The following is a 13,107-nucleotide window of genomic DNA, read 5'->3' as shown; positions in this document are numbered from 1 at the left end:
TGCTTGGGGTCGGTTTACTTGTAGGAACGCAGGATGCGGTCGGATTCGCGCTGCGCGTCGGTCAGGGCCTGCTGCGGCGTCTTGGAACCCGTCAGCGCCGCCTGCAGCGCGTCGTTCAGGGTCTTGGTGACGCGCTGGTTCTCATGCGTCGAGAATTCCGCCACGCTGACTTCCAGCTGGTCGCGCGCGACGGTGGCCGCCGGCACTTCCTGCGCGTACTTCTTCATCTTCTCGGTTTGCCAGGCGGCCGGCGTCACGGCCACATAGCCCGTGGCGATGCTCCAGTCGGCCGCGCGTTCGGGCGTGGTGGCCCACTGCGCGAACTTCAGCGCCGCCTGCTGCTGCTCCGGCGTGCCGCTCTTGAAGATGTAGAAGTTGCCGCCGCCGGTGGGGCTGCCGCCGCGCTTCTGCTTGGGCATCATGGCCACGCCGAACGGGAAGTCCGCGTTCTTGCGGATGTTGGTCAGGTTGCCGGTGGTGGTCCACACCATGGCCGCCTTCTTTTCCAGGAAGTCCTTGGGCGTGGTGCCCCAGTCGATCGTGCCGGTCGGCATGATCTTGTGCTTGGCCGACAGGTCGCGCCAGAACTGCGCGGCTTCCACCACTTCCGGCTTGTCCAGGTAGACCTCGTTGCCGGCTTCGTTCATCAGGATCGCACCGTTGGGCGTGGTCAGGGCCTGGAACAGCCAGTAGGCGAACGCGCCGCCCGACGGGATCTCGATGCCCCACTGGGTGGTGTTGCCCGAGGCGTCCTGCTTGGTCAGCTTCTTGCCGTACTCGACCAGCTCGGCCCAGGTCTTGGGCGGCTGCTCGGGATCCAGGCCGGCGGCCTTGAACAGGTCCTTGTTGTAGTACATGACGATCGTCGAACGCTGGAACGGCACGCCCCAGGTGTGGCCGCCGGAGCGGCTGTTCTGCATGAAGGCGTCATAGAAGCCGCCCAGCCACTTCTTGTCGGCGTCGCTCTTGGCCAGGCTGTCGATCGGGACGATGGCGTCCTCGTCGATCAGCGTGAACATGTCGGTCGACAGCAGCACCGCGAGCTGCGGCGGGGTGCCGCCCTTCAGCGCGGTCAGCGCCTTGGCGATGGAGTCCTGGTACGAGCCGGCGTAGATCGGCTTGATCTTGATGTTCGGATTTTCCTTCTGGAACTCCGTCACCATGTCGTCCACGATCTTGGTGATCGGGCCGCCGACGGCGACCGGGTAGTAGAACTCCACCTCGACGGGCTTGTTCTGCGCCTGCACAGGCAGAGAAAGGCAGGCGGCGGCCAGGCTGGCGGCCAGGGTCTTCAGTACGATGCGTCGCATGTTGTGTTTCCTTTTCTGTGTAATGGGCGTTTTTACCGCCGGGCCGTCCCAAGGTAAAAAGCGACCCCTCGGTGGGCAGCAAGCCGAAGGCGCAGCGTGGGGGCCATTTTTCTTAGCGCCCGTCGGTGTTGATGACCGCCGAATCGGCGGCAAAGAAATGCTGTTGCCCGTCCGGCCAGGACAGGCGCAGCGACTCGCCGGCGCTGGCGCGCAGATGGCCGCCGACCCGAACGGCCACGCCGCTCGTGTCGCCGATCCGGCACACCACGATGGAGTCCGCGCCGAAATACTCCACGCTTTCGACGGTGGCCGCGATGCCGTCGCCGTCGATGCGGATGTGTTCCGGACGCACGCCCAGCTTCACGGCGCCCGCAGGCGCGTTCGCGATGGCGGGGCCCTGCGTGCCGGCGATCACCGTGGCGCCCGCCTGCGGCGCCAGATTGATCAGGTTCATGGGCGGCGTGCCGATGAAGCGCGCCGCGAATTCGCTGGCGGGCCGCGCATACAGCCCATCGGGCGTGTCGTGCTGTTCGATCTGCCCGCCGCGCAGCAGCACCACCTGGTCGGCCATGCTCATGGCTTCGGTCTGGTCGTGCGTGACGTAGACCATGGTGATGCCCAGGCTCTGCTGCAGCGCGCGGATTTCGCGCCGCATCTCGTGGCGCAGTTGCGCGTCCAGATTGGAAAGGGGTTCATCCATCAGGCAGACCGGCGCTTCGGAAATCACGGCGCGGCCCAGCGCGACGCGCTGTTGCTGGCCGCCGGACAGTTGCGACGGCTTGCGGTCCAGCAGGTGGGACAGGCCCAGCAGGTCAGCCACGCGCTTCAGGCGCCGGTCGTAGTCCTTTGCGGGTTCCTTGCGCACCTTCAGGCCGAACAGGATGTTCTCGCGCACCGACAGGTGCGGAAACAGCGCATACGACTGGAACACCATGGAGATGCGGCGCTTGGCCGGCGGTAGCTGCGTGACGTCGCGATCGCCGATGCGGATGGTGCCGGACGTCGGCGTGTCCAGCCCGGCGATCATGCGCAGCGTGGTCGACTTGCCGCAGCCGGAAGGCCCCAGCAGGACCGTGAAGCTGCCGGCCGGGACCGTGAAGCTCACGCCTTGGATCGCGGCCGCGCCTGCGTACTGTTTGGTGAGGTTATCCAGAACGATGGATGACATGCTGTCTCGTAGATCTAATTGTTAGATCCGCATTGTTGCCTGTTATGAAAACCTTTTCATTGTGCAGCGCAAACATGACGGATTCGTGGCAATGCGGGGTTTCGTCGTTCAGGGCTCAGCCGAACGGATATGGGCCGGGGTAATCCCCAATGACGGCGTGATGCGTGACCAGGCTGGCGCCCTGCCACCAATGCAACTGGTAGCCGGGCGGTTCCATGATGTACTGAAGCGTCGGGCGCGGGCCGAGTTCCAGCGCGAGCTGGTGGGCTGTGCCGGGACAGGTCGAGGCGATCGTGCCGCCGAAGCGCTGGAAGATCGTGCGGTGCAGGTGGCCGCACAGCACGCGCTCCACGTTGGGATACCGCGCGATGATGCGCTCCAGTTCCGGCCCGCCGGCCAGCAGGCCGATGTCGTCCATGTGTTCGATGCCGGTCAGGAACGGCGGATGGTGCATCAGCACGAGCGTGGGGCGGCCGGGCTGCTCGGCCAGGCGCGCGGCCAGCCAGTCCAGGCGTTCCTGGCAGAGCTCACCGTGGCTCTTCATCGGCACCACGGTGTCCAGCGCCAGGATGCGCAAGGGGTAGGTCTCGATCGCGTACTGGATGAACGGTCCGCCTTCCTGCAGGTATGCATGGTCGGGGAAGGCGGCGCGCAGCTCGGCGCGGTCGTCGTGGTTGCCGGGCAGCAGAAAGTATGGGATCTGCAGCGCTTGCAGGTGATCGCGCAGCGCCTGGTATTCCACCGGCTTGCCCAGGTCGGTCAGGTCGCCCGTGATCAGCACGCAGTCGGGGCGCGGCGTCAGGGCATTGAGCGCCTGCACCGCCGGAGTCATGAAGGCCGCCGGGTCGATGATGCCGTAGGCTTTGTCGCCAGGGGTGCGCATATGCAGGTCGGTGATTTGTGCGATGAGCATGACGCGTAAGAATCGAGGAGTGGTCGGATTGATGAGAGGCGTTGGCTAGCGGCGCACGGACGCCGCGGTGCCGCCCACGACGATGCAATGCGGCAGGCGGTTCGATTGCGGCGGCTGTCCGTGGATCTGCGCCAGCAGGTTGGAGCAGGCCGTCTGGCCGATGCCGTCGCTGGGCTGCGCGACGGTGGTGAGCGGTGGGGTCAGCAAGGCGCCAAAGCGCATGCCGTCGAACCCGCAGACCGAGATGTCGGCCGGCACGGACAGGCCCAGCCCCACCAGGTCGGCGATGACGGCGGTGGCCAGCAGGTCGTTGGAGCAAAAGAGCGCCGTGGGCGCCTGCTTGCCCCGCAGCGCGGCCTTCAGCGCGTCCACGTCGCTGCCGGTGTGCGAGCCCATGGCGATGTGCTGGATGGCGTCCAGGCCCAGCTTCTTGGCGCAGGCACGCGCGCCCATCAAGCGCCGGCGGGCCCGGTCGGACGCGGTCAGCGGGCCGGTCACCAGCGCGATACGCTTGTGCCCCATCGCGGCCAGGTGGGCCACCATGTCGCTGGCGGCCGCGCGATTGTCGACCGACGCGAACGGGTGATCGGCGGACTCGTTGTAGACCAGCACATAGGGAATGCCGCTGCGGTCCAGGTCGTCCAGCGTGGCGCTCTTGCTTACGTCGGCCACCGTCAGGATCAGGCCGTCGACCTGATGATCGATCAGCCCCTGCACGGCGGCCGATTCCACGGCCGGGTCGTAGCCCGTGGCGGTCAGCATGACGCTGTAGCCCGATTCGCGGGCGCGGCGTTCCGCGCCTTCAAAGCACTCCGCGAATACGGGATTGGACAGCGTGGGCAGGATCAGCCCGATGGTGCGCGTGCTGCCCGAACGCAGGCTGCGGCCGACGCGGTTGGGCCGAAAGCCCGCGCGCTTGGCGACGTTGCGGATGTGCGCCAGCGTATCCGGGTGCACGATCTCCGGCTGGTTGAACGCGCGCGACACCGTCGCCGGCGATACGCCGGCCTTGCGAGCCACTTCGATAATGGAAAAGCGGGACGAGGGGCGCGTAGCCATTGGTGAGCCGCTGCAAGTTTGCTGAAAACGATTTCATCTTACTTGAGGAATATGACCTTTGTATTGCACGGGTTTGCGCTATGCTGGTGGCGAAGCAACAACACAAAGCCACGGCGTACTGCGTTTTCCGCGGAAAAACCCGGCAATTTCGGTGTTTTTCCCAATTGACGCGATGCGCACAGTGGCAAGGGTCGGCTCATTCCGGCGCGCCAGGCGGGCCACGCCATGCAGCGCCGGACGGGCCCCCCGGTCAAGGGGACCGGGTGCGAATATGTTCCCGCGCATTGCGCGCGGCACCGGCAAAGAGGAAAGCTACATGTCTACTGCCTTGAACAGACTTGGCGCGGTCGAAGCCGCGCACAAGCTGCAACGGCGCGAATTGACCGCAGTGCAACTGGTGCGGGCCTGCTTCGCGCGCATCGAGCAGCGCGAAAATGCCGTTCATGCCTGGACCGCCCTGCAGAAGCAGGCCGCGATCGAACGGGCCGAAGAACTCGACCGCGGCCCGGTGCGCGGCCCGCTGCATGGCCTGCCCATCGGCGTGAAAGACCTGTTCGACACCGTCGACCTTCCCACCCGCTACGGATCGCCCATCTACGATCGCCATCGTCCCGGCCTGGACGCCGCCTCGGTGGCGCTGTGCCGCGGCGCGGGCGCCATCGTCATCGGCAAGACGGTCACCACCGAATTCGCGACCTACCAGGCGGGGCCCACCCGCAACCCGCGCAACGAGGCCTACACGCCCGGCGGCTCGTCCAGCGGCTCCGCGGCCGCGGTGGCCGACGACATGGTGCCCTTCGCGCTGGGCTCGCAGACCGCGGGCTCCATCATCCGGCCGGCCTCGTATTGCGGCATCGTGGGCTACAAGCCCACCTTCGGCGGGATTTCCCGCGCCGGCGTCAAAAGCCTCGCCGAGTCCCTGGACACCGTGGGCGGCTTCACCCGATCGGTGCCGGACATGGCGTTGTTCGCCTCGGTCCTGATGCGCGATCCGCGCATGCTCGACCTGTCCTACCACGACAAGCCGCGCGTCGGCATGTATCGCAGCCTGCAGTGGCGCCATGCGCAGCCCGAAACCAAGGAAGCCTTCGCGCAGGCCGCCGCGATCCTGTCGCGCGCGGGCGCCAAAGTCGAAGAGGTGCCGCTGCCGCCCGAGCATTGCGTGCTGGTGCAGCTCCATGCGGACATCATGGCGTTCGAGGCCTCGCAGGCGCTCGCCTATGAACGCCTGGAACACGCCGCGCATCTCAGTCCCAAGCTGCAGGCCATTCTTGAAGCCGGCGCGCAGATCAGCGCCGAGCAGCACATCAAGAACCTCGCCCGCGCCGCCGAGGCGCGCGCGCGCGTGGACGGTTGGTTCCAGAATTACGACGTGCTGCTCGCGCCCAGCGCCAGCGGCGAAGCGCCCTTTGCCGACCTGGGCACGGGCGATCCGCAGTTCTCGCGCGCCTGGACGATGTTCGGCGTGCCGTGCCTGAACCTGCCGTTTGCCACCGGGCCGCAAGGCCTGCCGGTGGGCCTGCAACTGGTCGGCGCGCGCCATGAAGACCATCGCGTGCTTGCCATCGGCGCGTGGATCCACGCGCGCCTGCTGGAAGCGCATGCGCCGGACATCGGCGCCTCTGATATGTGGCCGCGCGGCTGAATCCACGGCTGCAATGAAAAAGCCCGCCGGGGTAAGGCGGGCTTTGTCGTTGGCCCCCCTTTGTCGGGGGGCTCCAGCTTTGCCGTGGATCACACGGTTTCGGCGGCTTCCTGTTCGGTGGTGGCGATGGCGCCCGAATTGATGTGGCGGTTCACGGCGCTCAGCACGGCCTGGAACGAGGCCGTCACGATGTCGCGGTCGATGCCCACGCCAAAGCCCGTGCTGGACTCGCCCACGCGCAGCTCGACATACGAAGCGGCGCGCGTGCCGGTGCCGGTGCCGATGGCGTGCTCGTGGTAGTCCATGATGCGCACGGGCACGTCCAGCGCGGCCACGAAGGCGGAAATCGCGCCGTCGCCCTTGCCGCGCACGATGCGCCGTTCGCCGTTGAATTCGAGCTCGGCTTCGATGCTGAAGTGCTGGCCTTCGCCGGCCGACGGATCGCCGTCGATACGATGGCGGATGAGCGTCCAGGGCGACTTCTGTTCGAGGTATTCGCTGCTGAAGATCGTGTGCACGTCGTCCGCGGTGACTTCGCGGCCCGTTTCGTCGGTGACGCGCTGGATGGCGCGGCTGAACTCGATCTGCAGGCGGCGCGGCAACACCAGGCCGTGTTCCTGTTCAAGCAGGTACGACACGCCGCCCTTGCCCGACTGGCTGTTCACGCGGATCACGGCGTCGTAGCTGCGGCCGAGGTCGGCCGGGTCGATCGGCAGGTACGGCACTTCCCAGACGGCGTCCGGCTGTTGCAGCGCAAAGCCCTTCTTGATCGCGTCCTGGTGCGAACCGGAAAACGCCGTGAAGACCAGGTCGCCCGCGTACGGATGGCGCGGATGCACCGGCAATTGGTTGCAGTATTCAGCGCAGCGGCGCACTTCGTCGATGTCCGAGAAGTCCAGGCCCGGATGCACGCCCTGCGTGTAGAGGTTCAGGGCCAGCGTGACGAGGTCGACGTTGCCGGTGCGTTCGCCGCTGCCGAAGAGGCAGCCTTCAATGCGGTCGGCGCCGGCCATCACCGCGAATTCGGCGGCGGCAACGGCGGTGCCGCGGTCATTGTGCGGGTGGACGCTGAGCACGATGCTGTCGCGGCGGGCCAGGTTCTTGTGCATCCACTCGATCTGGTCGGCGTACAGGTTGGGGGTGGTGGCCTCGATGGTGGCGGGCAGGTTCAACACCATCTTGTTGTCAGGCGTGGGCTGCCAGACGTCCGCCACGGCGTCCGAGACTTCCAGCGCAAACTCGGGTTCGGTCGTGCTGAAGACTTCGGGCGAGTACTCGTAGCGCCACTGGGTCTCGGGGCGCTGCGAGGTGTATTGCTTGATCAGGCGCGTGCCGGTGGTGGCGATGTTCTTGATCTCGTCCTTGGACATGTTGAACACGACCTTGCGGAAGGCCGGCGCGCAGGCGTTGTACATGTGGACGATGGCCTGTTTGGCGCCCGCGGCTGCTTCCACGGTGCGGCTGATCAGGTCTTCGCGCGACTGCGTCAGCACGATGATGGTCACGTCGTCGGGGATGCGCTTTTCGTCGATGAGCTTGCGCACGAAGTCGAAGTCGGTCTGCGACGCCGACGGGAAGCCGACCTCGATTTCCTTGAAGCCGATCTTCACGAGCTGTTCGAAGAAGCGGACCTTGCGTTCCACGCTCATCGGCTCGATCAACGCCTGGTTGCCATCGCGCAGGTCCGTGCTCATCCAGATCGGCGCCTTCGTGATGCGGCGGCTGGGCCAGGTGCGTTCGGAGAAATCGCGGGCAAAGGGCGCGAAGGGGACGTATTTGGTGGCGGGGTTGGCAAGCATCATCACTACACCTCGATCGGTTTCTTATGAATCCCGGCGCCTTAGGCGCTCGACGGCATCGCGACCGGATGGCGGTCTTGTGCCAGGGTTTGCCGGGGTTGTCCGGCTGGATTCAGGAATAAAAGGGGAAAATCGCGTGTGGCAAGCGTGGCTGCCGAGCTACCACGGGGACACTAGGCCCGGCAACCGATCGGTAGCAGTAGCGATAGCGCGATGAAGGAGGAACGAGCGCGCAGGCCGGCAACCGGGGCGTCGAAGCGTCCGGTGTCAATCGCGGAGAAGGTGCGGTAAGCGGCCATAGGTTGCTAGTCAAACACACTTTTTCGGAAAGCGCAAACGTAAACTGCCGGGGACGGATCAAGGACTGGGGGGCTCAGAAAGCCGGCCAACGGGAGCGGGCCAGGCAAGCAGGCCGGGCAAGTCTGGCCCCGGAGGCAGTCCATGGAAGCAGGCCGCGGAAGCAGCAAGGCCGCCTTGCGGCGGCCTTGTGCGGGCGTGGGTTGATCTAGCGGGCCGGGCCGATGCGGGGTTCGATGTAGCGGTCCGCGCGGGGTTCGCGGCGGCCATCGTCGCGCGGATCGCGGGAGGGGCGATTGGCGTTTCCTTCCAGGATCCTGGCTTGCTCGGCGACCATGTCGATCTTGCCGACGCGGTTGTGGCGCAATTCGGACAGGGAGCGGCGCAGGTCGCCCACCGTGAAGGGTTCCTGGCGGTCGCCCCAGGTCCAGCGCAGGACGCCCAGCGATTCCTCGGACAGGTTCGGCGCCAGTTCAGCGAGCACGTCCGTGCCGACGGGCGTTGCGGCGCCGGCGGCCAGGCTGGCGTAGAACCAGGCGCGCACCAGGAAAAACACGATCAGGGACCAGATGCCGGCGACCACCCACCAGAGGTAGGGGTTGATCCGCTGCGCCATGTCCATGGTCGGCTGGCCCAGGGTGTGCAGGAAGTCGTAGTTCATGCGCTTGCCGAAATCCAGTATCCAGGTGGCAACGAGATACCAGACAACGAGGGCGACGGCGATGACAATCGCGCGCAAAACGAGTCGGGGAAGCGCCAGTTTGAGCAGGGTCTGGCCGATCAGTCGGCAGTCCTGGCGAACGCTTGCGGGCGAAGTCAGATTCATCATGCAAAATATTGTACCTATGACCCGTCCAATTTTAGAACTGCGGCCTGGCCAGCACCTGACGCTGACCCCACAACTCCAGCAATCGATCCGATTGTTGCAGTTGTCTACGCTCGATCTTGAAGCGGAGATCTCGCAGGTGCTGGCCGAGAATCCGCTGCTGGACCGCGAGGATGAGCCGTCGACGGCGGAGGCGCGGGCCGAATCCGAGCGCGAGTCCTCCGTGCAGGACGACGAGCCGGCGGCTGAACGCGAGTCCCCGGTCGATGAGATGCCGGGCTCCGGCGGCGTCTACCCCGACGATGACTCCAGCCTGCCCGAGGCGGCCCGGCCGGATACCTTGCGCGAGCACCTGCTGGGTCAGCTGGCCCTGACCCGCGCGGCGCCGCGCGACGCGGCATTGACGTCCCTGCTGATCGACGAACTGGACGAAAACGGCTATTTGGGATCGCCGCTGGATGAGATCCTGGGCTGGCTTCCGGCCGAAATGGAGCCCGACATTGACGAGCTGCGCGCCGCGCTGTCGCTGCTGCAGTCGTTCGACCCGGTCGGCATTGGGGCGCGCGACATGGCCGAATGCCTGCAGCTTCAATTGCGCAATCCGGACCTCACGCGGCAGCCGGAAGCGGCCGACCCCGTCGTGCTGGCATGTGCCCGGCGGATCTGCGCCGAACACCTGCCGCTGCTGGCCACCGGCAACGCCGCGCGCCTGTGCGCGGCGGCCGGATGCGACGAGCCGACGTTCCGCGCGGCCCATTCGCTGATCCTGCGCCTGGAGCCCCGCCCGGGGCGCGCCTGGACCGTGCCGGCCGCCGAATATGCCGTGCCGGACGTCATCGTGCGCAAGACCCGGCGCGGCTGGCAGGCCACCCTCAACAGCGCCGCGGTGCCCCGCCTGCAGATCAACGGGCTGTACGCGCAGATGCTGGGCAACCAGAAAGAGTCCGCGCACGCGGGGCTGCAGGCTCAGCTCCAGCAGGCCAAATGGATGATCCGCAACGTCGAGCAGCGTTTTGACACCATCCTGCGCGTGTCGCAGGCCATCGTCGAACGCCAGACCGCCTTTTTCAGCCAAGGCCCCGCGGCCATGCGGCCGCTCATCCTGAAGGACATCGCCGGGGAACTGGGTCTGCACGAATCGACGATTTCGCGCGCCACAACACAGAAGTACATGCTCACTCCGTTCGGCACGTTGGAACTCAAACGCTTCTTTGGAACGGGGGTGTCGACCGAAGGCGGCGATGCGACGTCGGCCACGGCCGTGCAGACGTACATCCGCCAGATGGTGGCTGACGAGAACCGCGCCAAGCCCTTGTCGGATAGCCAGATCATGCAAAAACTGGCCGATCAGGGGATAGTGATTGCGCGGCGGACGGTGGCAAAGTACCGCGAAGCGCTACGGATTGCCCCCGCGGCGCTGCGCAAGGCGCAGGCATCGGCACGCTGAAATAAGGGACGCGTTTCCGGGAAATTCGTCCCTGTTTTCAATGGCTTGCGTGACATTGCTGTTGCAAATTTATTTGCGCGCGGGGCTTGCCAGGGTCCGAATATTTTTCGATAATCATTCGCATGTACATTTGCGTATGTAATGCCATCACCGAACGCCAAGTCCGCGCTACCGTGGACGCCGGCGCGACGACGCTTTCCGACCTGCAGTTCGAGCTGGGCGTGGCCACGTGCTGCGGCTGCTGCGCGGCAACCGCCGCCGAATACTTGCCGGGCGGCCGCTGCTCCAGCGTTTGCGACGTGCGCTCCATCGCCGTTCCGGTCAATGCGCCCGCCGCCCTGGTGGAATCGGACACGCCGGCTGCCAACAGCAGCTTCCCGATCCCCCTGGTTGCCATCGTCTGAGCATTGGCCTGCGTTACCGGCTCGCTGCCTTCATGCGGCGAGCCGCGTCATTTCCTTCTCGCAAAAATCCCTGATATTCATCGCAAGCTGACGCGCGGGTTCGCGCGCGGATCCGGCTACGCATAACGCCAGTTCAGATGGCGGCACGGCCGGCAGACCCACGTCCAGGATCCGATGGCCCGCCGCGACGCAGCGCCTCTCCAGCAAGGCGATTCCCAGGCCGCCCGCGAGCGCGGCCTGCACGCCGGACAGGTTCGGGCTTTCGTAGGCGATGCGCCAGCGCCGTCCGGCGGACTCCAGGGCATGGATCGCGCGGTTGCGGTAGATGCAGCCTTGGGGGAAGGCCACCAGGGGCACGGGCGCGTCAGGCGGCAGCGGCACCGGGGCCGACGCGCTGCCCAGCCAGTGCAGCCGTTCCGGCCAGGCGGCCAGGGACGCCCCGGCGCCAGGCTCGCGCTTGAGCAGCGCCACGTCCAGATCCCCGCGCTCCAGGCCTCGGGTGAGCACGGCGGTCAGGTCGCAGCGCACCGACAACTGCACCGCCGGCCTGGCCCGGGCGAAGGCGGCCACCACGCCCGTCAGCGCGTCCACCGCAAAATCGTCCGGAATGCCAAGGCGGATCACGTCCACGCGCTTGCGGCCGCTAACGGCTTCGCGCACTTCGGTGGACAGCGCAAGCATTCTGCGCGCGTAGCCAAGCAGGCGCTCGCCCTCTTCGGTGAGCTGAACCTGGCGTCCTTCGCGCACGAAGAGCGGGCACTCCAGCGTCTCCTCTAGCTTGCGGATCTGCTGGCTGACGGTGGACTGGCTGCGGTGCACGCGTTCGCCCGCAGCGGTAAAACCGCCGGCTTCCACCACCGACACAAAGCTGTGCAAAAGATCGAGATCGAGCATGGCGGCCTCTGCATCCATTTGATTTTCAAATACTTTCGATCTGAATAAAGAGTTTGTCAATGGATCGGGCGGCGCGGAGAATGCCTTCATCCCGCCGCGCCTGCGGCTTAAGACTCTTGCCGGATCTTGCATGAAGGCTCTTTCAACCCCTGCCGGCGCCCTGCCCGCGACCGGCGGTCCGGGCGTCAGCCTGGCGCCCATCGCCGCGTTCTGCTTCCTGTGGAGTTCGGCGTTCGCGGCCGCCAAGATCGCGGTGCGCGACTGCCCGCCGCTCACGCTTCTGACTGTCCGCTTTCTGATAGCCGGCGCGCTGATGCTGGGCCTGGCGGCGGCCAGCGGACGCTGGAAGCTGCCCGCCGGCCGCGACCTTGCCTCCCTCATCCTGCTGGGCGTCTTGAACAACGCGCTGTACCTGGGCTTGAGCTGGTCGGGCATGATTACCGTGTCGTCGGCCTTCACGGCGGTGCTGATCAGCACCAATCCACTGCTCATCGGGGTGCTGGCCGGTCCGCTGCTGGGCGAGCGCCTGGGCTGGCGCAAGCTGCTGGGGTTGAGTCTGGGGCTGGCGGGCGTGGCGCTGGTGCTGCGATCGCGGCTGACCGGCATGCAGGAAGACGTGCACGGCACGTTGCTCGTGACGGGCGGGCTGGTGGCGCTGGTGGCGGGCACCTTGCTCTACAAGCGTCTCAAACCGACGTCGGGACTGTGGACCTCGACCGGCATCCAGTCCTTGGCCGGCGCCGCGGCGCTGCTGCCGTTTGCGCTGGCCAGCGAGAACATCGGCGATGCGCGCCTGACCGCGAGCCTCTTCTGGAGCATGGCCTACATGATCGTCGCCGTGTCGATGGGGGGCTATTACCTGTGGTTCATGATTCTTGGCCGTGCCAGCGCCACGTCGGCCAGCGCGCTGCATTTCCTGATGCCGCCCCTGGGCCTGTTGTTCGGCTGGCTGGTGCTGAGCGAACCCGTCTCGTGGCTGGACTTGCTGGGCATCATTCCCATCGCGTTCGGCATCTGGCTCGCCACGCGGCTAGCGCCGTGAGCCTGACGGGCGAGCGGGGTGGGCGAGCGTGTTGGGGAACGCAGGACGCGAGGGGCCCTGATCCGGTTGCCGATATGCAACGCGCCGCCCGTCTGCGTTCCATGTCCATGGCGGCGTTGTCAGGGACCGCGGGCGGCGTGCGCATCCAGCGCATGGGCGGCGCTTTTGGCGCGGGATGTCCGGCGCAGCCCGCTTGAATGCGTCGTCCAGTGTGCAAGGCATCAAGCATGCATACTCATTCTCATTGGCGTGTCGCTTTCTTGTTGCGCTCGTAAAGCCGTTTACCAAATGCAGCCCAAAGCT

Annotated in this window: 11 protein-coding genes; 4 read left to right on the top strand and 7 right to left on the bottom strand. The window is 66.3% G+C overall.

The genetic code is table 11. The annotated features are described in order from the left end of the window. Positions 1-14: 14 nt before the first annotated feature. The 4 genes from BMW75_RS04010 to BMW75_RS03995 form a co-directional block, all read right to left on the bottom strand. Positions 15-1,310, bottom strand: coding sequence for an ABC transporter substrate-binding protein (locus tag BMW75_RS04010; RefSeq protein ID WP_076518051.1), 1,296 nt, complete (start codon positions 1,308-1,310; stop codon positions 15-17). A gap of 112 nt (positions 1,311-1,422) precedes the next feature. Continuing rightward, the gene (locus BMW75_RS04005) at positions 1,423-2,478 is read right to left on the bottom strand and encodes an ABC transporter ATP-binding protein (RefSeq protein ID WP_092576979.1); all 1,056 of its coding nucleotides are present in this window, start codon (positions 2,476-2,478) and stop codon (positions 1,423-1,425) included. Between the two features lie 115 nt (positions 2,479-2,593). Continuing rightward, positions 2,594-3,391, bottom strand: a complete 798-nt coding sequence (locus tag BMW75_RS04000; RefSeq protein WP_092576976.1) for a phosphodiesterase — start codon at positions 3,389-3,391, stop codon at positions 2,594-2,596. A gap of 45 nt (positions 3,392-3,436) precedes the next feature. After that, on the bottom strand, positions 3,437-4,450 hold the full coding sequence (locus BMW75_RS03995; protein ID WP_076518046.1) for a LacI family DNA-binding transcriptional regulator: 1,014 nt from the start codon (positions 4,448-4,450) through the stop codon (positions 3,437-3,439). Between the two features lie 316 nt (positions 4,451-4,766). On the opposite strand from BMW75_RS03995, the gene BMW75_RS03990 reads away from it, so the two are divergent. Next, positions 4,767-6,095, top strand: coding sequence for an amidase (locus BMW75_RS03990; protein ID WP_092577345.1), 1,329 nt, complete (start codon positions 4,767-4,769; stop codon positions 6,093-6,095). Positions 6,096-6,184: 89 nt separating this feature from the next. On the opposite strand, the gene leuA is transcribed toward BMW75_RS03990, so the two are convergent. Further along, positions 6,185-7,897, bottom strand: coding sequence for a 2-isopropylmalate synthase (gene leuA, locus BMW75_RS03985; RefSeq protein WP_076518043.1), 1,713 nt, complete (start codon positions 7,895-7,897; stop codon positions 6,185-6,187). Positions 7,898-8,399: 502 nt separating this feature from the next. After that, positions 8,400-9,020 carry a hypothetical protein gene (locus BMW75_RS03980; protein WP_092576974.1) on the bottom strand — a complete coding sequence of 207 codons (621 nt, stop codon included), beginning with the start codon at positions 9,018-9,020 and terminating at the stop codon, positions 8,400-8,402. Between BMW75_RS03980 and rpoN the strand changes: the two genes are divergently transcribed. Together rpoN and BMW75_RS03970 are read left to right on the top strand one after the other, a co-directional pair. Then, positions 9,019-10,464 (top strand): RNA polymerase factor sigma-54, encoded by a 1,446-nt coding sequence (rpoN, locus tag BMW75_RS03975; protein WP_076518039.1) that lies wholly within the window; start codon positions 9,019-9,021, stop codon positions 10,462-10,464. The two genes, BMW75_RS03980 and rpoN, sit on opposite strands and share 2 nt — an antisense overlap. Positions 10,465-10,586: 122 nt before the next feature. Beyond that, positions 10,587-10,868 carry a (2Fe-2S)-binding protein gene (locus BMW75_RS03970; protein WP_092576971.1) on the top strand — a complete coding sequence of 94 codons (282 nt, stop codon included), beginning with the start codon at positions 10,587-10,589 and terminating at the stop codon, positions 10,866-10,868. A gap of 30 nt (positions 10,869-10,898) precedes the next feature. On the opposite strand, the gene BMW75_RS03965 is transcribed toward BMW75_RS03970, so the two are convergent. Then, on the bottom strand, positions 10,899-11,762 hold the full coding sequence (locus tag BMW75_RS03965) for a LysR substrate-binding domain-containing protein (protein WP_092577343.1): 864 nt from the start codon (positions 11,760-11,762) through the stop codon (positions 10,899-10,901). Positions 11,763-11,892: 130 nt separating this feature from the next. On the opposite strand from BMW75_RS03965, the gene BMW75_RS03960 reads away from it, so the two are divergent. Then, a complete protein-coding gene (locus BMW75_RS03960) occupies positions 11,893-12,804 on the top strand; it encodes a DMT family transporter (protein WP_092576969.1) in 912 nt (303 codons plus the stop codon). Positions 12,805-13,107 lie beyond the last annotated feature (303 nt).

The organism is Achromobacter sp. NFACC18-2, assembly GCF_900108985.1.
Classification (GTDB): domain Bacteria; phylum Pseudomonadota; class Gammaproteobacteria; order Burkholderiales; family Burkholderiaceae_B; genus Achromobacter.
Note: the sequence above shows the minus strand (reverse complement) of the source record. Positions and strands in the feature narration are given on the sequence as shown.

What these genes read in the sequence shown, in the direction of transcription:
- BMW75_RS04010 (WP_076518051.1), bottom strand. Translation starts at nt 1,310, where the DNA reads ATGCGACGCATCGTACTGAAGACCCTGGCCGCCAGCCTGGCCGCCGCC.
- BMW75_RS04005 (WP_092576979.1), bottom strand. Translation starts at nt 2,478, where the DNA reads ATGTCATCCATCGTTCTGGATAACCTCACCAAACAGTACGCAGGCGCG.
- BMW75_RS04000 (WP_092576976.1), bottom strand. Translation starts at nt 3,391, where the DNA reads ATGCTCATCGCACAAATCACCGACCTGCATATGCGCACCCCTGGCGAC.
- BMW75_RS03995 (WP_076518046.1), bottom strand. Translation starts at nt 4,450, where the DNA reads ATGGCTACGCGCCCCTCGTCCCGCTTTTCCATTATCGAAGTGGCTCGC.
- BMW75_RS03990 (WP_092577345.1), top strand. Translation starts at nt 4,767, where the DNA reads ATGTCTACTGCCTTGAACAGACTTGGCGCGGTCGAAGCCGCGCACAAG.
- leuA (WP_076518043.1), bottom strand. Translation starts at nt 7,897, where the DNA reads ATGATGCTTGCCAACCCCGCCACCAAATACGTCCCCTTCGCGCCCTTT.
- rpoN (WP_076518039.1), top strand. Translation starts at nt 9,019, where the DNA reads ATGCAAAATATTGTACCTATGACCCGTCCAATTTTAGAACTGCGGCCT.
- BMW75_RS03980 (WP_092576974.1), bottom strand. Translation starts at nt 9,020, where the DNA reads ATGATGAATCTGACTTCGCCCGCAAGCGTTCGCCAGGACTGCCGACTG.
- BMW75_RS03970 (WP_092576971.1), top strand. Translation starts at nt 10,587, where the DNA reads ATGTACATTTGCGTATGTAATGCCATCACCGAACGCCAAGTCCGCGCT.
- BMW75_RS03965 (WP_092577343.1), bottom strand. Translation starts at nt 11,762, where the DNA reads ATGCTCGATCTCGATCTTTTGCACAGCTTTGTGTCGGTGGTGGAAGCC.
- BMW75_RS03960 (WP_092576969.1), top strand. Translation starts at nt 11,893, where the DNA reads ATGAAGGCTCTTTCAACCCCTGCCGGCGCCCTGCCCGCGACCGGCGGT.